The sequence below is a fragment of the Frateuria sp. genome (assembly GCF_013362045.1).
In the GTDB taxonomy this organism is placed as follows: Bacteria; Pseudomonadota; Gammaproteobacteria; order Xanthomonadales; family Rhodanobacteraceae; genus Frateuria_A.
In genome coordinates this window covers 13,425-30,365 of sequence record NZ_JABFWW010000034.1, presented here as the reverse complement: position 1 = coordinate 30,365, position 16,941 = coordinate 13,425, and the positions used below count along the sequence as shown (strand labels likewise).

Sequence of the window (16,941 nt, the reverse complement as noted above, 5' to 3'; positions counted from 1 at the left end):
CGGCATGCCAACGCCGGCATCGCCGACGTGCTGTGGGCCGCCGGCCTGGGCGGCGCGGCGGTGCTGCTGGCCGCCTTCGGTCGGGGCGCGGCCACGCCGCGCGTGTGGATGGGCCTGCTCGGCGGCCTATGGGGCGCGCGGCTGGCTCGGCACCTGTGGCGGCGCGTGCGCCACGAGCCGGAAGACGGCCGCTATCGTGCCCTGCGCGAGCACTGGCACGGCGACCAGCGCCGGCTGTTCGCCTTCTTCCAGTTGCAGGCACTGACGGTCGCGCTGTTCGCGCTTCCGTTCGCCGCGGTGGCGGCCAACCCGGGCGTGCGCATGCCGTGGCTGGCGGCCGGCACGGCAATCTGGCTGTTCGGCGTGGGCGGGGAGAGCCTGGCGGACGCCCAGCTCGCACGTTTCCGCGCCGCTCCCGGCCACCGCGGCCGGACCTGCCGCGCGGGACTGTGGCGCTGGTCGCGCCATCCGAACTACTTCTTCGAGTGGTTGCACTGGTTCGCCTACGTGGCGTTCGCGGTGGGCTCGCCGCTGGCCTGGCTGGCGTGGAGCGGGCCGCTGCTGATGTACCTGTTCCTGCGCTACGTCAGCGGCATCCCGTTCACCGAGGCGCAGGCGCTGCGCTCGCGCGGCGCGGACTACCGCGCCTACCAGCGCAGCACGCCGATGTTCTTTCCGTGGTTCCCCAAGCATCCGCCCGACCCGAGGATGGACTCGTGACCGACACAACGACCCTGGACGCCGCCGAACTTCCCCACGACTGCGCCGCGCCCGGCCTGCTCGGCCTGGCCGAGCGCGGTTGGATACCCGATCCGCTGCTGCGCCAGGGCGTCCGCCGCCTGTGCGCCGCGCGCCTTCGCGCAGAGCGCGCCGGCGGCGCGTCCCTGCAGGCCGAGCGCCACGCGCAACGCATCGATGCGCTGCGGCACAGCGCGGTGGCGATCCACACCGATGCCGCCAACCGCCAGCACTACGAGCTGCCGCCGGCATTCTTCGAGCGGTGCCTGGGGCCGCGGCTGAAGTACTCGGGCTGCTACTACCCCCACGGCGACGAGACGCTGGCGCAGGCCGAGGAAGCCATGCTGGCGCTGTACGAACAGCGCGCGGAACTGGCCGACGGCCAGCGCATCCTGGAGCTCGGCTGCGGCTGGGGTTCGCTCACCCTGTGGATGGCCGAGCGCTACCCGGCCGCGCACATCACCGCCGTCTCCAACTCCCAGGCCCAGCGCCTGTACATCGAGGCGGCCTGCCGGGCGCGCGGCCTCGCCAACGTGCGCGTGCTGACACGCGATGCCAACACCCTGGTGCTGGAGACGGCGCAGTTCGACCGTTGCGTGTCGGTGGAAATGTTCGAGCACATGCGCAATTACCAGCTGCTGATGGAACGCATCGCCAGCTGGCTGAAGCCCGGCGGCAAGCTGTTCGTGCACATCTTCGCGCACCGCACCCTGCTGTATCCGTTCGAGACCGGGGGCGAGGACAACTGGATGGGGCGGCATTTCTTCACCGGCGGACAGATGCCGGGCATCGACACCCTGCTGCACTTCCAGCACGACCTGCACATCGAGCGGCGCTGGCTGGTGGACGGCACCCACTACCAGAAGAGCGCCAACCAGTGGCTGCAGCGCCAGGACGGCCAACGCGAGGCGGTGCTGGCCGTGCTGCGGCAAGCCTACGGCGAGCAGGCGCCGCTGTGGTTCCAGCGCTGGCGCATGTTCTGGATGGCCTGCGCGGAGCTGTTCGGCTATGCCGGCGGCCAGGAGTGGCTGGTGGCGCACTACCGCTTCGTCCGGCCTTAGCCCGATGGCATTCGCCCGCATCCTCGCCGGCGCCTGCCTGGCGCTGGCATTTTCCGGCAGCGCATGCGCCCGTGGGCCGATCGCGCCGGTTCAACGGATGGACCTGCCGGGCTTCATGGGCCGCTGGTACGTCATCGCCTCGATTCCCACGCGCTTCGAGAAAGACGGCTACGACGCGGTGGAAACCTACCGCCTGCAAGGCGATGGCAGCATCTGCACTTCGCTGCGCTTTCGCCCCGGCGGCTTCGATGCGCCGGTCAAGCTGATCCATTCGCAAGCCACCGTGGTTCCGGGCCGCGGCAACGCCGAATGGAAGGTGCACCTGTTCTGGTTCATGCACGCGCAATACCTGGTCGGCTGGCTCGCACCCGATGGCAACCAGGTGCTCGTCGTGCGCGATGCGCGCGACTACCTGTGGTACATGGCGCGCACGCCGACCGTCGGCGCCGCCGACTACCGCGCCATGCTCGCGCGAGCGGAGGCGCTGGGCTATGACATCGCCAAGGTGCGCCGTACGCCGCAGCGCTGGCCGGAGAAGGACCGCGGCAGCAAGGTGTTCGAGTCGCCCTGCCGCTAGCGGGCGTGCGGTACGGCATGCGGTCCCGGCCGCCTGCTATTCCTCGGTGGCCTGGGTCAGCTGCCTTTGGATGACATCAAGATAGGCGTCCAGTTCGCCCACGCTGGCGAACACCTCCTTGACCGGCACCGCCTTGACGATGTCGAACACCTTGCGCACCTGCGGCTGCGGGTTGAGCACGAGCGTGTGCCCATTGCGTTCGCGCATGCCCTTGCGGGCCTTGGCGAAGCTGCGCAGTCCGGCGCTGCTGATGTATTCGAGCGACGCCAGGTCGAGCACCAGCGTGCCGCCGTCTGCAAGATCCTGCAGCAGCGCTTGCGCGGCCTCGTCGAAGGCGCCGAACGTGGCGGCGTCGAGGCGGCCGCGAAGGTGCATCGTCGCCCGCTTCGACGTGGGGATCTCGGTGTGGATGATGAGGCTCATGCGATGGTCACGTCCTGTTCGTTGGGGAAATGCAGGCGCAGGTGATTGCCACCGGCGTCGTGGGAGTAATCCATCTCGCTGACCATGGCGCGCACCAGGTGGATGCCCAGCCCGCCAACCTCCTCGCGGTCGGCCACATCGCCTGTCAGGGCAGGCGATGGCGCGCGGGTGGGATCGAAAGGCACGCCGTCGCTGTGCAGCTCCACGACGATCGCGCCGGAATCCATCTGCAGCTGTACGCCGATGGTGCCTTGGCGCTCGTCCGGATAGGCGTGCTGGACGATGTTCACCATCATCTCCTCCAGCACCAGTTGCACGTCGCTGCGCATCGTTTCGCTGACGCCTGCGCGGTAGAGCGAACGGTCGCAGCGTGCGATCGCGTCGAACACGTCTGGCAGCGTGTTGCGTACCTCCATGGTGAGCACGGGCGAATGCCTCCCGGGTTGCAGGTGGAGCCAGCTCAGTGCGAGCACGGTGATGTCGTCCGCCTGGCTCGCGCCATCCACGAAGCGGTCGACATCGGCCAGCAGCCGGCCGGTATAGCCGGCTGCGGAATGGGGCAGGGGAGGCGCGAGCAGGCTGTCGAGCAGGCGTTGCATGCCGAACATGGCCTGGGTTCTATCGGAGGCCTCGGTAATGCCGTCGGTGTACAGCAGCAAGGTATCGCCCGGCCGCAGGGTCAGCTGGTGGACGGGATAGCTGGCCTCCTCGTCCAGGCCGACGGCCGGCCCGGTCTCGAACTCGAGCAGGCGGACGCTGTCGCCGCCGCACAGTGCCGGCGGCTCGTGGCCCGCGCTGGCCAGCGCAAGCGTCCCATCGAGCGTGTCGAGCACGCCGCAGAGCAGGGTGACGAACATGCAGCCGTCGTTGTTGCGGCAGAGCTCCTGGTTGAGCAGCCGCAACAGTTCCTCGGGCGACTGGCTGCGCGGCGCCAATGCCTTTGCCAGGGTGATCGTGCGCGCCATGAAAAGCGCGGCCGGAATGCCCTTGTCCGAGACGTCGCCGACGAGCAGGCAGAAGCGCCGCTCGTCCAGCATGAAGTAGCTGTACAGGTCGCCGCCCACGGCGCGCGCGGGACGCAACGCGGCGTGCAGTTCGAAGTTGGCGCAGTGCGCGTCGAGGTAATGCTCCTTCGGCAGCAGTGCGGTCTGGATCTGGTGTGCGATCTCCAGTTCGCTTGCCAGGCGCTGCTGTTCGCGGGTCGCCTCGGTCAGCTGCCGCAGATGCGCCGCCAGTTGATGGCGCATCTGGTCGAAGGCGCCGGTCAGGCGGCCGATCTCGTCGCGGCGGTCCGTCGCGGGCAGGTCGAAATCCAGTTCGCCCCGCGCCACGTGCTCGGCACGGTGCGCCAGCACGCCCAGTGGGGCGAGCGTACGCCGCAGCGTGACCACCGTGATCAGGGTGATGCCGAGCAGCGCGAGCAGGCCCAGCGTCAGGCCGGCAAGGAAAAGCTGCCGCACGTCGGCGTAGATGCGCGCTTCCGGCATCACCAGCCCGAGTGACCAGAATGTGCCCCGGATCGGCGAAGGGTAGATCCAGACCGGGCCACCGGGCGCATCCGCCAGCCGCACGGGCGCGCCGTCCTGGCGCGCCATCGCCTGCAGCAAGCCGGGCGAGCCTGCCACGCCGACGAGTCCGGCGCGGGCATGTGCCAGGTAGCGGCCGTCGCTGCCCAGCACGAAGGTATAGGCGCCCGCGGGCGTGTGCAGCGTATCGAGGATGTTCTGCAGCCACTCCAGGGTAACGTCCGCGTTCACCACGCCGCTCGCGCGGCCGTCGCGCTGCACCGCCACCGAATAGTTCACCAGCAACCGGTGGCGGGAACGCGAAAGGAACGGCCGCTGCCAGCAGCCCTGGCCGCAGGCCAGGCCGCCGAGGAACCAGTACTGCTCCCAGTAGTGCGTCGCATCGCCGGCCAGGTCGCGTTCCTGCAGCGTTCCGCCGGCGAGCCGGCTCACGAAGGGGGCAGCGGCCAGTGGCCGGTCGCCCGTCGGCGCCGGTGCGATCGCAAGCCCTGCGATGTCGGCATTGGCCTTAAGGCTGTCCCGCAGCAGCGCTTCGGCGTCGCGGGTACCCGAACCGGCGAGCGTGGCCAGCAGCTGGGTGGCGGCCGCCACTCGGCCCAACCGCGCTTCGATGCGGTCGGCGGCGGCGCGGGACAGTGCGGTGGCTTCACCGTGCGCATGCTTGAGGATCTGCGCCCGCGTCCGTGCGAACAAGGCTGCACCGACGACGACCAGCACGAGCACGGACCCGGCCAGCAGCCACAAAGCCAACCGCGAAGCGACGCTGCGCCAGGCCATCGTTCCCCCTTGATCGCCGGCATGAAGCCATGCCTGGCCGTACGGGACAAGACACGCGCGTGTTGGAAGCTGCCGAATGTGATCGCGGTCTCAGCGGACGGTATCCCCGTGGTCCCCGCCGGGCTCCGCACAGCAGATGCGCTGTCTGCCTAGGCCTATGTCGCAGATCGGCCGGCCTTGGGTCCTGTTTTCGAAGGCGCATGGTGTTGCGTGGATCTGCGCGCCATCCGCGCCCGGTTGAACCAACGGGCGGAGGCCAAGGCAGCGCCGGTTGCATCCATGCCTCGAGTGTCCAGGGCGTCGTTCATTCCCCCATAAGGGGCATATTTGGCCGGGTCGGTAGACGAAAACAGCCCTAGGGTGGGAGCCCCGCTAGCGGAAGCCAAATGCATGACCCCACAGTCTGCGCTGATGAAGCCGTCCATGCCGGCGATCATCGCAGCCATCCTCCGCAGGTTCCGGGTATAGAAAGGAACGAAACGCTCGCCAAGGTGCGAGCACCCGTGGGCAGCAACGAGGTCTACCACCTGTACGTCCGGGCATTGCTCCTGGAAGACATGCAGGAATTGAATCCACCATGCTTCGCTGTATCGCTTCGCGCCGGTTGCGTTGGTGAAAATGCCCAGGACCGGCGTAAACGAGGATTTTCGGCAGAGCGTCCTTAGAACCTTCGCCGCTTCCTCTTTCTCGCGCGCGGACAAGCCGATTCCTAGGTTCGGATAACGATCGTCGGTCCGTCCGGCATATGCCGTGCGCAACAAGAACACGCTACGGTGGGCCAGATGCTTCGGCCACGCCAGGCTATGCCATCGTGAAGCCGGGCTTGTCGCCTCATCCGGAAACCCGAGCTTGTACTTCGCCCTGGTCAGCGCCAGGATCAACTGCCCGGATTGGGAGCCATTGCATGCGTCGATGGCCAGGTCGTACCTGCCTGAACGCACATTCCGCAGGATCTTTGCACTGAACAGCACGTGCCGGGCGACGCGACGAGGAAGCGCGAAAACCCTGCGCACGTGAAAGCGATCGGCAAAAAGGCTGACGGCGGCGTCGCTGCCCACGATGTCGATCTCCGCTCCCGGATAGAGCGCTTCGACTTCCTGGATCAAGGGGCTGAGCAGCAGGGCATTGCCCAGACGGTGGTTCGGGCGGCAAACGAGCACACGGTGGACGCCATAGACAGGCAGGCCACCCGGCTCGCACAGGCGTCCGCCGGCGTCGCGCAAAGTGCGACGGAAGGCGCTCGTGACCAGAGACCGGCGCCATCGATCCCAATGCGACGTGCGCGAGCTGTCGGTCAGGCGATCAGTCGCCTCGGATGGAATGGACGAGGTGGGAGGGGAAGTAACCATGGGGCCAACGATAGGCAACCCAGCTTATGCCGGACTTAATAAAGGAGGGACCTCCAGTGAGATCCACCTGCAGGTGTGATTCCCCTGCGAACGCTTCGTCAACATGGGCCGCTGCCGGTTTCACGGACACCAAGTTCGGGGAATGCTGTGGTCTGTATTGCATCGAGCGCCCGATGCGTACGCAGGCCTTGCGGACACGCCGCGGCGGCGCGGTCTGCCGGTCGATCGGAGCGAGCACTCCAGCGCGTTGCTCCACGCTACGGGTATTCATCGTGTAGGCTGCATCCAGCCGCTGAGCGCGAATGACACTTATCAAGGAAGTCCAGCATGACTTCAAACCGGATCAACGGCGGACCGCCCATCGTTTCTTGGTTCCGCGGTGTTTCGCGCAAGTCAGGCAGCGGAGTTCGTGCGGATACCTCCATCGATCCCTCCGTGGACGGGGCGGAGCAGAGCCGTTCCCTGAAGACCGACCTGGCGACATTGATCAGCGAAGTGGACCTTGATTCCGAAGAGGCCGTTCGCCGGTTACGGCGCCCGATTCTTAGCCGCATCCTGTTGAGCGAGTTCGGCGAAGGGTTTGCCGAGCACCCGGATTTCGCGGCAATGATGGAACGGATTGAATTGGCGCTGGACGTCGATCCGGCAATGCCCAAGCAGTTCCTGGCGTTGCTCAGGGACTTGAAGCATCCGTCACCTCCTTAAGCTTTCCACGCTCCTGATCCGGGCACGCCCGGCCAGGCCCTGGCTATGACAAGGCGCGCAGCGAGGATTCGAGCGTGGGGCAGCGGGCTCACGCATTCGCCTGTGGCCGTGGAGTGGTACCGGCCGCCTACCTCAGGGCGTGTTTCGCTGCGTGCCGCGCAATTGCTCCACTGCCGCCGCGGCGTTCACCTGCAGCATGCCGTCGGATACCCTGCTGCTGGCGAGCAGCAGATCGTGGGCGCTGCGCGCGTCGAGTCTCGGGGCGAGTGCAAGCAGCAAGGCGATAATGCCGCTCACGTGCGCGGCGGCCATGGACGAGCCGGTGGTGAAGTCGTAGCCGTTGCCGGGCTGGATGGAGAGGATGTCCATGCCGGGGGCGCTCAGCACACCAGGCGGGGCCGCTGCTGCGTCGGCCACGCGCACGACGATGACGCCCGGCACGTCGTTGGGGAAGCCGTCGGGTGCCCCGTCCGGGGGCATGGCGGTCACCACGATGCGCCCCTTCTCGAGCAGGCGCGTCAGCAACATGCGCAGCAGCGGATCGGCCGGGCCGCCGAGGCTCAGGTTGACGATGCGGGTTCTGGTATCGAGGATCGCCGCCAGCGCCTTGGCCAGGGTGAAGGAGTTGCAGCGTGCACCGCTGCCCGGCACCGGATACCAGCAGGTCTTGTAGACGCTGAGCGTGGCCTCGGGAGCGATGCCGACGATTCCCTGGCGGTTGTTGCCGTCGGCGGCGATGATGCCGGCCACCTCGGTGCCATGAGAATCGGTGTCGAACACGCGGTCGCCGTCGTCCACCAAATCGTGCACATCGCGGATGCGTCCCTGCAGTTCGGGATGACGCACGTCCACGCCGGTGTCGACGATCGCAACGTCCACCCCGTTGCCCTGGCTGAGCGCATGGGCGCGCGCGGCGTCGGTTTCGACGAAGCCGCGCTGGAGATCCACATACGGATCGTTGTATCGACGCGTGGGCGCGACCTGTTGCGCATAGACGGCGAAATCCTGCAACGGCTGCGCAAGCCGCACTCGCGCGTCCGCGGCGAGCGTCTTGAGCAGGTCGTCCCGGGGCGTGCCGGACGGAGGCTCGAACACGGCACAGTACAGGCCGAGTGGCTTGATCGGCCAGCTGGCGATCTCGCGCAGGCCATAGCGCCGCTTCAGCGCATCCATGACCGACAGCGCACGCTGCCCGGCGCCGTAGCGCGCAGGCGGCGTGTAGCCCAGCAGGCTGGAGCCGGCCCGCGTCGAGGGCGGCTCCACAGGGTTGTCGACCGCCAGCACGATGTCGCGGCGCGCATCCATCGCCGCCACCGTTGCGGCTGGCGCGCTTGCGCTGCCGGGCCGTCCATCGCTGGCCACGGCCCGATGCACTGGCATCCCCATGGCGATGACCAGCGCGACGAGGGCGAGCGCACGACCGCTCATGGTGCGGCGGCGCTGACGGGCTCGGCCAGGCGGATGCCGCGGGCGGCGCGGAGCTTCGGCAGGATCTGCCCGGCTGTCGCCGCATCCGCCGGCACGACCGTGTAGGCCCCGACGCTATTGGGGCCGTGCACCACCTGGAGGTGCAATGCGCGCAGCAAGGCGTTCCAGTCGGCCAGCGTCATGCCCGCATCGGGCACCACGTGGATCGCACCGGGCGGTGCGGGCGGCGGCGTCTCGCTGAGCGTGCGGTACGGCGGATTTTCGACGGCGGCCAGCTTGACGCCAAGCACGCCGAGGCCGACCGCCTGGGCGAACACTGCGGCGGCCAGCGCCCGCACCAGCCAGGCTCTCGGTCGTGGCTGCCGGGGAGTTTTCAGGGGATCGGACGCGTCGAGCCGGACCAGCAGGCGCTTCAACCCGGCTTCCACATTGAACGACAGGTCATGCGGCAGCGACAGCGCGAGCCGCAGGCGGCTCTGCTGCGCAAACTCGGCGCGGCACGGCGCGCAGCCGGCCAGGTGATTCTCCAGCCAGGCAGCCTGTTCCTGCGAGGCGCTGTCCTGCAGCACCCAGGGCATCAGTTCCCATGCGTGCGGACAATCCGTGCCGGAGTTCTCGGTGCTCCTCATGACGCACCTTCCTTGCAGGCGACCGGGTTGCCGGCCAGGGCGGGCAGCACGTTGCGAAGCTTGACCCGGGCATAGAACAGCCGCGCCTTCACCGTGCCCAGCGGGCACTGCATGATGGCCGCGACGTCGTCCAGCGAATGCCCCACGCCGTAGACCAGCTCGATCACCACGCGCTGGTCCGCCGACAGGTGCTCGAGCCCCTTGCCCAGCCAGTCGCGCAGCTCGCGATCCTCGTCCGGATCGTTGGACATGGCGCGCTCGTCCGTCGGCAGCTCGTATTCGACCGGCTCATCGCCGTGTTGCCGCAGCGCCTTGAGGCCGCAGCGGTAGGCGATGCCCATGATCCAGGTGGAAACGCGCGAGTCGCCGCGGAACTCGTCCGCCTTCTGCCAGGTGATCCAGAAGCAATCATTAACAACCTCTTCAACGACGTCGCTGCGTCGGGTGAGACGGGACAGGAAGCGACACAGCCGGCCGTGGTAACTGCGGTACAACGCCGCCAACGCGGCGCGGTCACCCATCGCCATGCGCTGGAGCAGCATGCGGTCGATGACATCAGCGTCGGTGTCGGCTTGGTTCATGGGCTGCCAGTTTGGTGCCCCTCGGGCGCAAAAAGGTTGCCTCCGGATCAAAAGGACCATGAAACCGTCGCGACCCATGGCGCGAGGCTCGGCGCGCCATGCTGCCAGCGCGCGCGAGGGGTGGTCACCACGCGGTCGAGTTCCGCGCGCCAGTCGCCCATGGCCCATATCAGGCCCAGATGCCCGTAGCGATACGAGCTCGGGGACTCGCGATCGTAGCGCTCGTGGTAGGAGCCCGTGTACGCATAGGCCCGGTAGGGCGCGGCGGAGGTCTGGGCGACGCCCGCCCCGGCGGAAAGGTAGAAATGCCCTGGCAGCGGCCAGTGGAAATCAACGTCGGCCGCGCCCCGCAGCCGGTGGTCGTTCCTGCCCAGGACGCGCACCGCCGACAGGCCGAAAGTCAGTACGTCGCGGTACATCCACTGGATGCCCGCTTCAGCCCGGTCGAAGGCGCGCGTGCGCGGCGAACCGGGGTGGCGGTAATACAGGAGACCTGTCTGCATCTGCCAGGCATCGGACAGCGGCCAGTAGCGCGAGGCCTGCACGGAGGCTTCGGCCAGCTGGCCTGGCGTGCGCAACGGGGCGCCTGCCGACAGACCCAGCGACCAGCCGGTCGGCGAGGTCCAGGAGGCGGCTGCCTGCAGGATCGGCGTTTCGGCAGTGATCGGCTGACCGCGATCGACCAGTTGCGAACCGAGCGCCATGGCGCCATGGAAGCCCATCGACTGGGCGTGCAATCCCCACGGAAGGCAGGTGCCGAGCGCCAGCGATGCCAAGCCGAATACGGATCGATTCATGGCTCGAATGGTCCGCTCCAAGCCACCCGAGTGGCTCCCAAGTTTGCGGAGCCTAGCGCGAATCCCGGGCGGCAGCTTCGTTGCAGGCGGTGCCCGCCGTCCCTCATGCCTGCCTCGACGAAGCAGTCATGCTCGAAGGTGGTGCAACCCATCCATGCAGGCTCGTCCATACGCCGGTGATGCAGGCGGCTTCCTCGCCAGTCGTCCTGCCCGGGGTATGGGGCAGGTGAAGCCGCGCAGTCGCGATGGCTGTGCTGTCGTAGCGGTTGGTGCGCTCGCTGCGAGCGGACAATCAGGTGCTCGGACATGCATTCTGCATCGAGGAGTGGAGTACATGAGAGGAACCACCCGGGTCAGGCACAGGGGGCTGCCCGCCTGGTGAGCGGCCGGACGAGAGGCGCAAGGGTCATTGCGTCGCGATGTAGTTCGACAGTGCCTGCATGTCTGCATCGTCGAGCGTCTGCGCCACGCCGTGCATGATCAGCGCGTTGCTGGTACCGCTGCGGGCGCCGTTTCTGAAATCATGCAATGCCTTCGTCACGTAGATGGCGGACAGGCCATGCAGCCGCGGAAAGGTCGACCAGGGCGGCTGCGGCGCATCGCTGGGATACGTCCGTGGCCCGTGCCCGGTCGGGCCGTGGCAGGCCTGGCAGGGAGGTATCCCCCGGGCCGGATCGCCGCCGAGAAAGAGCTGCCCGCCGCGAGAGGCGGCCTCGACGCGGCCGGGCGGCTTGGCCGGGAGCGAGGCGTAATAGACCGCCAGGTTGCGCATGTCCGCATCGCTCAGCGCGGCAGCCTGGCCGCTCATGATCGGGTCGCTGCGCTGGCCGCTCCTGAAGCTTTTCAACTGCACGTAGAGGTACGTCGCCGCCTGTCCGGCCAGGTTCGGGAAGTTCGGTGCAATGGCCAGACCCTGCGGTCCATGGCAGGCCGCGCAGACGGTCGACCTTGCCTGGCCGGCGCGGACGTCGCCGGCAACCGGCACCTGCTGGCGCAGATCAGCCCACGCCGCCGGCCGGCGCACCTTCGCGCCGTCGGCCGCGGTCGTTGAAGGCGCCGGCAGCCACAGGATGGCGATCGCCGACAGGTGAAGAAAACGATGCAAGGAAGACATCGCGGCGTTCCCCTCAGAGCTTCACGGTCACGAAGGCGCCGACCAGCAAAACGTGCCAATGCGGTTGCGGCCCGAGCTCGGTGAAGACGCGATTGCCGACGATCAGGTCGGCAGGTGTGTCGAAGCCCGCGTAATGCCAGTCGGCGTAGTTGCCGAATTCGTATTTCCCGTACAGGGCCAGATCCAGTTTCCGGGTCAGCGCCAGATTCAGGCGGGCCGTGAGCGTCTGCATGCGATAGACGTTGGCGGGGAAACCGCCGCCGACATCCGCCGCGGTCAGGATCGACCGGTACACCGTGGAGACCGCCGTCAGGCTGGCGTAGTCGTAGCTGTGGAGGCCACGTGAATAGGTGTAGTGGTAGTCGAGGTCGAGCCTGGCGCGCGGCGAGAAGCTGTGCTTGAAATGCGCACCGGCGTCGACATCGCGCTCGTCGTCCGTCGCCGTCCAGAAATTGGCGTACGGGAAAAACGGGCCGCCGAATTGCGGATTGGCCTGTTGCGGCGAGGAAAAGGTCAGCGCTTCGTTGTCGTTGACGTTGCCCTGCTTGAGCCGGCTCGATGCCATGCCCGCGTAGGCGCTCATCGAGGTCGCCGCGGTCGGCGCCCAGTCCCAGGACACGTCGGCGCCGGTCGTATCGAAGGCTTGCCGCCCGATATCCGCACCGTAGCGTTTGCGATTGCCATACAGCGTGGCGGTGACGGTCGCCGTGGTTCCCAGTGGCATGGTCAGGATCGCCTTGAGCTTGCTCGCCTCAAGGTTGCTCATGTCGTACTTGTACATCTGGGCGACGGTGAACGCGGTATAGCCCACCGCAAGCTGCAGGTACCCGGGCATGGAGGGCGAATACGCGCCGAGGTACGGATCGGGGTTGTAGGGGCCGCCCGTGCGCTTCTGGTACTCGTAGCTCAGGCGCAGGGTTGCGTCGCCGAAGGCCTTGGTGTCCCAGTTCAACTTGAGGTGCTGGTCGTTGATGTAGGTCCGCTCGCGCGGATGCGGGGTCTGATGGTCGAGCAGATAACTCGCGCCCAGCGTGTTGTCCTGATCTATCCGGTAGCTGCCGCCCAGTTCCGTCTTGCGGTCGTTGTAGCTGAAGGGGATGCTGGCGATCTGCGCGAAGTTCGACTGGTACAGCGGGCTGCCGGGCTGGAACAGTTGGGTCTGCCCGGTAACGATCGGCTCCGCACCGTTTTCGGGAACGTAGCCATACTGCCCCGTCAACGGGTTGTACATGGTGTAGCGCGTCCGGTTGTTTTCGTCGCGCTGGCGCAGGTTGAGGTGCCAGCTGAGCTTCGCGGTGGGGCGAAAATCCAGGCGCAGGTTGAGCAGGCCCGCATCGACGCGCGCATCGCCGTCCTGCCGCGACAGCGCGGCGGTGGTGTTCCAGTCCGCGCAGGCGATGCCGGTCGTGCCTAGGTACTGCCCGCTAGGGCAGTACCTCGGATCGAGCGGTGCCTGCAGCGCCTGGTTCTGCCGCGTGCTGCTGTAGGCCGCCGAGACGGAAAATTCGCCGCGCCAGAGCTTCAGCGGATGCGAAGCCTCCAGGCGCACGTTGTAGTAGTTGTTGTCCGGCTCCAGCGACCAGGTGCCGCCGGTCACTGCCGAGGTGGATCCCGGCGACACGGCAAAAGGAGCGGCATAGTCCAGGGTGCTCTTGTGGTTGCGGAAGAACGAAGCGGTCGTGGTGAAGTTGATCAGCCAGCCCGAGGCGCCGCCCTTGTTGCGCAGGCCCAGGTTGACGTCGGTGGTGGTGAAGTCGACCGGCCGCACCGTTTCGTACTGCCCGCCGAAGGTGCCCGGCAGGCTCGGTGTGCCTGGGCCGCCTGGTCCCGGCGCAACGAAGAAGTAGGTCAGGTACATCGGGCCGCCCCAGTCGCGGTCGCCCGTGCGGCTTTCGTGGGTGACGCCGGCGTAGCCGATCCAGTTGCGGGTCAATGCGCCCTCCCAGCTGACGCCTTCGCTCTGGCGTGTCACCGACAAGGTCCGGCGCGGCCGGTTCGCCTCCACGGCCTGCACCTGCGCCGGCGTACTGCCGGTGGCGATGCCGTTGGGCAGGGTCAGGTCGGTGGAACCCACGCCATTCCACAACGGATAGGCCGTGGTGCTCAGGGTATGGGGGATGTCCCGGTAGAACGCCTCGATGCGGTAGTCGCCGTAGCGGCCGGTGCGCAGGCGGTAGTACTGATCGTGGCTGCTGATCCGGCTGCCGCGGAACTCGACGTACTGACCGGTCCTGTGGTTCAGCGCGGAGAACGCGAGCATGCCGAGCGCGGCGCCGTCCTTCCAGTCCGAATACATCCGGAAGAACTCGGCGTCGCGATCGCCGCTGACATGGAGGTAACCGAATTCCACCAACCATGCATACGTCCAGTCGCCGCCGCCGAGCCTGGCCCCGTCGGGTATCTGGCGGGGCCAGGGGTAGAGCACGCCGGTCGGCGTGCGCAGTTGGCCGGCATGCAGGTAGGACATGCCTGCCGGATCCGGCGTGCCGAACATCGCCCAGCCGGTGGGATCGAGGCTGTTGCCGAACTGGGTATTGCCTACGCGCTGGGTGTCGCCGGAATCGCTCTGCGCCAGCACGGGTGTGGTGCCTGCGGTGCCGAGTGCCAATCCAAGCAGCGCAGTCAGGGGTTTGTGCTTGAGCATCGTTCTCCGCCTTCGCCGGATGGCGGGTCACTGGTGGAACTTGGCACCGTTGGGATTGTTCGAGCCGTGGATGTTGCTGTGGCAGTTCAGGCAGCCGCGCTCCATCACGCGCTCGTCCGGAACCAGCCCGCCGCGCAGGCTCTGGCGCGTCAGCAGGTCGTTGGGGTGGTCGGTGTTCGTGTGGCACTGCTGGCACAACATCGGCACCGGCAGGGTCAGCAGGTTTTCCTGGTTCGAGCCGTGCGGGGCGTGGCAGTTGAGGCAGTTCTCGGCCACGGGCGCGTGCTCGAAGAGGAACGGGCCGCGCTTCTCGGCGTGGCAGGTTTCGCAGGTCTCGTTGACGGTGTCGGTCTTCAGCAGCGGCTGGGTGATGGAGCCGTGCGGGTTGTGGCAGTCGACGCAGGACATCTGCCCCTCGGGCAGCGGCATGTGCGAGCGGCGGTTGAACTGGGCGCGGATGTCCTGGTGGCAGGTCGCGCAGACCTTGTCGATGGAATCGTTCGCCAGCACGCCTTCGGCCGACAGCCGCGCCATCGGGTTGTGGCAATCGGTGCACGACAGTCCGCGCTCCTGGTGCACCGAGCCGATCCAGTGCTGGCGGGCGCCGCCGACGTGGCAGCTGAGGCAGGTGCGTGTCTGGGTGTCGATCGGGGTCTTGGCGTCGTGCGTGAAGGCGATGATCAGGCCCGGCGCCGCGGGATTCTTCGCGTGCTCCGAGCCTCGGCCGTGGCAGGCCTCGCACGAGGCCTGCGGTCCGGTGCCGGCGCCGCCGGCGCGAAACGAAGCGACGTGCAGGCTGTGCGAGGCCTGCATGCTCTCCAGCGCATGGCAGGCGGCGCAACTCTTCGCGCCGATCGCGTCCGCGTCGGGCGCCAACGGGTTCCTCGGGATCGGGGCCGCATCGAACGGCGTGGCGGGACCGTCGTCGGATGCATGCGCGCGCGCATTCTGGTGCATCGCCGTGCCGGCTCCCATGTCGGTGGCCGGCAGCATGCGCGCGATGTCGCTCTCGCTCAGGGCGCTGGACGGCTGGTGCGTGGCGGCCTGGCCGGTGTTCGTGTCGTCACGCTGCTGCGCCCGCGCGACGGACGACCACAGCAGCACGCTGCCCAGGCCGGCGACCACGGCCAGCAACGCCGCCAACGACAGCGCCTTCAGGCGCACGGGCCGCCGCTCCCTCTCCGAACCCTGGATATCTTTGCGCGTCGTCGTCATCCAGCCGATCCCTTGCATGTCCCCACGAATGCTTCATGTCGAAGCGAGGCTCATGCGCGTGATGCTTCAGGGAGCCCTGTGATACGGAGTGCCGGTTGAGCGACGAAAGGTTGCACCCGGCAAACGACAAGCCCGCAAATCGCCGACGACCCCACGGCGCGCCTCGGTCGTGGCCGGAGTCGCGACGCCAGGGCCTCTCCCGTTCACGGCACAACCTTTCGCCAGCCGGACGACACTCAGGTGTCGTGGGTCATATCCATGAACGCAGGGGCGGGTCCGGTACATGGAAATCGAACGCATCCGCTTGCAGAAGCATGGCGACGATCGCGGCATGCTGATCGCCTTGGAGCAGGATCGGAACGTGCCCTTCGTGATCCGGCGCGTGTATTACCTGTACGCCACGCATTGCGGTGTGCACCGGGGCCGGCACGCGCACCGCCACCTCAATCAACTGGCCGTGGCGGTGCGCGGCTCCGTCACCTTCCTGCTGGACGACGGCAGCGGCCCGGTGGAAGTCCTGCTCGACGATCCCTCGTACGGTCTGCACCTGGGCAGCATGGTGTGGCGCGAGCTGTACGACTTCAGCGACGACTGCGTGCTGATGGTGCTGGCCGACCATCTGTACGATCCGGCCGACTACATCACCGACTACGCCGCTTTCCTGCGCGAGGTCCGCGGCCCCGTGTACCAAGAGGGCATGGCGGCATGCCAAGGCCTCTAGTCCTCGTCGGTGCGGGCGAGTTCGCGCAGATCGCCTGCGAATACTTCGAACACGACAGCAGTCACGACGTGGTCGCCTTCAGCGTCGAGCGCGACTATCTCGCGCAGCCGCTGCTGGCCGGCCGTCCGGTGGTGGCGTACGAGACGCTGGAGGCGTGCTATCCCCCGGCGGAGTTCGACCTGTTCGTCGCCATACCGGCCAGCCAGCTCAACCGCCTGCGCACGCGCCTCTATCGCGATGCGAAGAGCCGCGGCTACCGTTTCGCCACCTATGTCAGTTCGCGCGCCTTCGTGTGGCGCAACGCCGAGGTGGGCGAGAACAGCTTCATCTTCGAAGGCAACGTGGTGCAGCCGTTCGTGCGCATCGGCAACAACTGCGTGCTGTGGAGCGGCAACCACGTGGGGCATCGCACGGTCGTGCACGACAACGTGTTCATCGCCTCGCACGCGGTCATCTCCGGCTACTGCGAGATCGGCGAGAGCAGCTTCGTCGGCGTGAACAGCACCTTCAACGATCACGTGAAAGTCGCCCCCGACAACGTGATCGGCGCCGGGGCGCTGGTTACCCGCGATACGGAACCGGGGCGGGTCTACGTCGGCTCACCGGCGCATGCGGTGCCCGACCGGTCGAGTCTCGACGTGAGGCTTTGACGCGCG

The 16,941-nt window shown here is 67.6% G+C and carries 16 protein-coding genes; 6 read left to right on the top strand and 10 right to left on the bottom strand.

Features of this window, described 5'->3' with window-relative positions:
• The 3 genes from HOQ08_RS01775 to HOQ08_RS01765 form a co-directional block, all read left to right on the top strand.
• Window positions 1-720 (top strand): DUF1295 domain-containing protein (locus HOQ08_RS01775; RefSeq protein ID WP_291190673.1); only part of this gene is annotated, 720 nt, incomplete at its 5' end.
• Window positions 721-734: 14 nt separating this feature from the next.
• Entirely contained in the window at window positions 735-1,799 is a 1,065-nt protein-coding gene (locus HOQ08_RS01770; protein WP_291190681.1) for a cyclopropane-fatty-acyl-phospholipid synthase family protein, read from the top strand.
• Window positions 1,800-1,803: 4 nt separating this feature from the next.
• Entirely contained in the window at window positions 1,804-2,376 is a 573-nt protein-coding gene (locus HOQ08_RS01765; RefSeq protein ID WP_291190670.1) for a lipocalin family protein, read from the top strand.
• Window positions 2,377-2,412: 36 nt separating this feature from the next.
• Here the strand turns inward: HOQ08_RS01765 and HOQ08_RS01760 are convergent, their stop codons facing one another.
• The 3 genes from HOQ08_RS01760 to HOQ08_RS01750 all read right to left on the bottom strand — a co-directional run bounded on the left by HOQ08_RS01760 (window position 2,413) and on the right by HOQ08_RS01750 (window position 6,451).
• The gene (locus HOQ08_RS01760) at window positions 2,413-2,799 is read right to left on the bottom strand and encodes an STAS domain-containing protein (protein WP_291190667.1); all 387 of its coding nucleotides are present in this window, start codon (window positions 2,797-2,799) and stop codon (window positions 2,413-2,415) included.
• Window positions 2,796-5,102: a SpoIIE family protein phosphatase gene (locus HOQ08_RS01755; RefSeq protein WP_291190664.1), complete on the bottom strand. Its 2,307-nt coding sequence runs from the start codon at window positions 5,100-5,102 to the stop codon at window positions 2,796-2,798. Before HOQ08_RS01755 ends, HOQ08_RS01760 begins: the two co-directional genes overlap by 4 nt.
• A gap of 155 nt (window positions 5,103-5,257) precedes the next feature.
• Window positions 5,258-6,451: a glycosyltransferase family 9 protein gene (locus HOQ08_RS01750; RefSeq protein WP_291190661.1), complete on the bottom strand. Its 1,194-nt coding sequence runs from the start codon at window positions 6,449-6,451 to the stop codon at window positions 5,258-5,260.
• 327 nt (window positions 6,452-6,778) lie between these two features.
• Here HOQ08_RS01750 and HOQ08_RS01745 point away from each other — a divergent pair, with 327 nt between their 5' ends.
• Window positions 6,779-7,156 carry a hypothetical protein gene (locus tag HOQ08_RS01745; RefSeq protein WP_291190658.1) on the top strand — a complete coding sequence of 126 codons (378 nt, stop codon included), beginning with the start codon at window positions 6,779-6,781 and terminating at the stop codon, window positions 7,154-7,156.
• Window positions 7,157-7,288: 132 nt separating this feature from the next.
• On the opposite strand, the gene HOQ08_RS01740 is transcribed toward HOQ08_RS01745, so the two are convergent.
• The 7 genes from HOQ08_RS01740 to HOQ08_RS01710 form a co-directional block, all read right to left on the bottom strand.
• A complete protein-coding gene (locus tag HOQ08_RS01740; protein WP_291190679.1) occupies window positions 7,289-8,536 on the bottom strand; it encodes a S8 family serine peptidase in 1,248 nt (415 codons plus the stop codon).
• A gap of 44 nt (window positions 8,537-8,580) precedes the next feature.
• Window positions 8,581-9,213, bottom strand: a complete 633-nt coding sequence (locus tag HOQ08_RS01735) for a zf-HC2 domain-containing protein (RefSeq protein ID WP_291190655.1) — start codon at window positions 9,211-9,213, stop codon at window positions 8,581-8,583.
• Window positions 9,210-9,794, bottom strand: coding sequence for a sigma-70 family RNA polymerase sigma factor (locus tag HOQ08_RS01730; protein ID WP_291190652.1), 585 nt, complete (start codon window positions 9,792-9,794; stop codon window positions 9,210-9,212). Before HOQ08_RS01730 ends, HOQ08_RS01735 begins: the two co-directional genes overlap by 4 nt.
• A gap of 47 nt (window positions 9,795-9,841) precedes the next feature.
• A complete protein-coding gene (locus HOQ08_RS01725; RefSeq protein WP_291190649.1) occupies window positions 9,842-10,591 on the bottom strand; it encodes a hypothetical protein in 750 nt (249 codons plus the stop codon).
• A 406-nt stretch (window positions 10,592-10,997) separates the two neighbouring features.
• A complete protein-coding gene (locus HOQ08_RS01720) occupies window positions 10,998-11,615 on the bottom strand; it encodes a c-type cytochrome (protein ID WP_291190646.1) in 618 nt (205 codons plus the stop codon).
• Between the two features lie 103 nt (window positions 11,616-11,718).
• The gene (locus HOQ08_RS01715) at window positions 11,719-14,349 is read right to left on the bottom strand and encodes an MtrB/PioB family outer membrane beta-barrel protein (protein ID WP_291190643.1); all 2,631 of its coding nucleotides are present in this window, start codon (window positions 14,347-14,349) and stop codon (window positions 11,719-11,721) included.
• A gap of 27 nt (window positions 14,350-14,376) precedes the next feature.
• Window positions 14,377-15,564: a DmsE family decaheme c-type cytochrome gene (locus HOQ08_RS01710; RefSeq protein WP_291190640.1), complete on the bottom strand. Its 1,188-nt coding sequence runs from the start codon at window positions 15,562-15,564 to the stop codon at window positions 14,377-14,379.
• A gap of 283 nt (window positions 15,565-15,847) precedes the next feature.
• Between HOQ08_RS01710 and HOQ08_RS01705 the strand changes: the two genes are divergently transcribed.
• Window positions 15,848-16,285: an FdtA/QdtA family cupin domain-containing protein gene (locus HOQ08_RS01705; RefSeq protein WP_291190637.1), complete on the top strand. Its 438-nt coding sequence runs from the start codon at window positions 15,848-15,850 to the stop codon at window positions 16,283-16,285.
• Window positions 16,270-16,935 carry an acetyltransferase gene (locus HOQ08_RS01700; protein WP_291190635.1) on the top strand — a complete coding sequence of 222 codons (666 nt, stop codon included), beginning with the start codon at window positions 16,270-16,272 and terminating at the stop codon, window positions 16,933-16,935. Before HOQ08_RS01705 ends, HOQ08_RS01700 begins: the two co-directional genes overlap by 16 nt.
• Window positions 16,936-16,941: the final 6 nt, after the last annotated feature.

Excerpts from the sequence above, each read along its gene's own strand:
- HOQ08_RS01715 (WP_291190643.1), bottom strand. The coding sequence starts at position 14,349 with ATGCTCAAGCACAAACCCCTGACTGCGCTGCTTGGATTGGCACTCGGC.
- HOQ08_RS01750 (WP_291190661.1), bottom strand. The coding sequence starts at position 6,451 with ATGGTTACTTCCCCTCCCACCTCGTCCATTCCATCCGAGGCGACTGAT.
- HOQ08_RS01760 (WP_291190667.1), bottom strand. The coding sequence starts at position 2,799 with ATGAGCCTCATCATCCACACCGAGATCCCCACGTCGAAGCGGGCGACG.
- HOQ08_RS01755 (WP_291190664.1), bottom strand. The coding sequence starts at position 5,102 with ATGGCCTGGCGCAGCGTCGCTTCGCGGTTGGCTTTGTGGCTGCTGGCC.
- HOQ08_RS01705 (WP_291190637.1), top strand. The coding sequence starts at position 15,848 with ATGGAAATCGAACGCATCCGCTTGCAGAAGCATGGCGACGATCGCGGC.
- HOQ08_RS01735 (WP_291190655.1), bottom strand. The coding sequence starts at position 9,213 with ATGAGGAGCACCGAGAACTCCGGCACGGATTGTCCGCACGCATGGGAA.
- HOQ08_RS01745 (WP_291190658.1), top strand. The coding sequence starts at position 6,779 with ATGACTTCAAACCGGATCAACGGCGGACCGCCCATCGTTTCTTGGTTC.
- HOQ08_RS01740 (WP_291190679.1), bottom strand. The coding sequence starts at position 8,536 with ATGCCAGTGCATCGGGCCGTGGCCAGCGATGGACGGCCCGGCAGCGCA.
- HOQ08_RS01725 (WP_291190649.1), bottom strand. The coding sequence starts at position 10,591 with ATGAATCGATCCGTATTCGGCTTGGCATCGCTGGCGCTCGGCACCTGC.
- HOQ08_RS01765 (WP_291190670.1), top strand. The coding sequence starts at position 1,804 with ATGGCATTCGCCCGCATCCTCGCCGGCGCCTGCCTGGCGCTGGCATTT.
- HOQ08_RS01700 (WP_291190635.1), top strand. The coding sequence starts at position 16,270 with ATGCCAAGGCCTCTAGTCCTCGTCGGTGCGGGCGAGTTCGCGCAGATC.
- HOQ08_RS01730 (WP_291190652.1), bottom strand. The coding sequence starts at position 9,794 with ATGAACCAAGCCGACACCGACGCTGATGTCATCGACCGCATGCTGCTC.
- HOQ08_RS01710 (WP_291190640.1), bottom strand. The coding sequence starts at position 15,564 with ATGACGACGACGCGCAAAGATATCCAGGGTTCGGAGAGGGAGCGGCGG.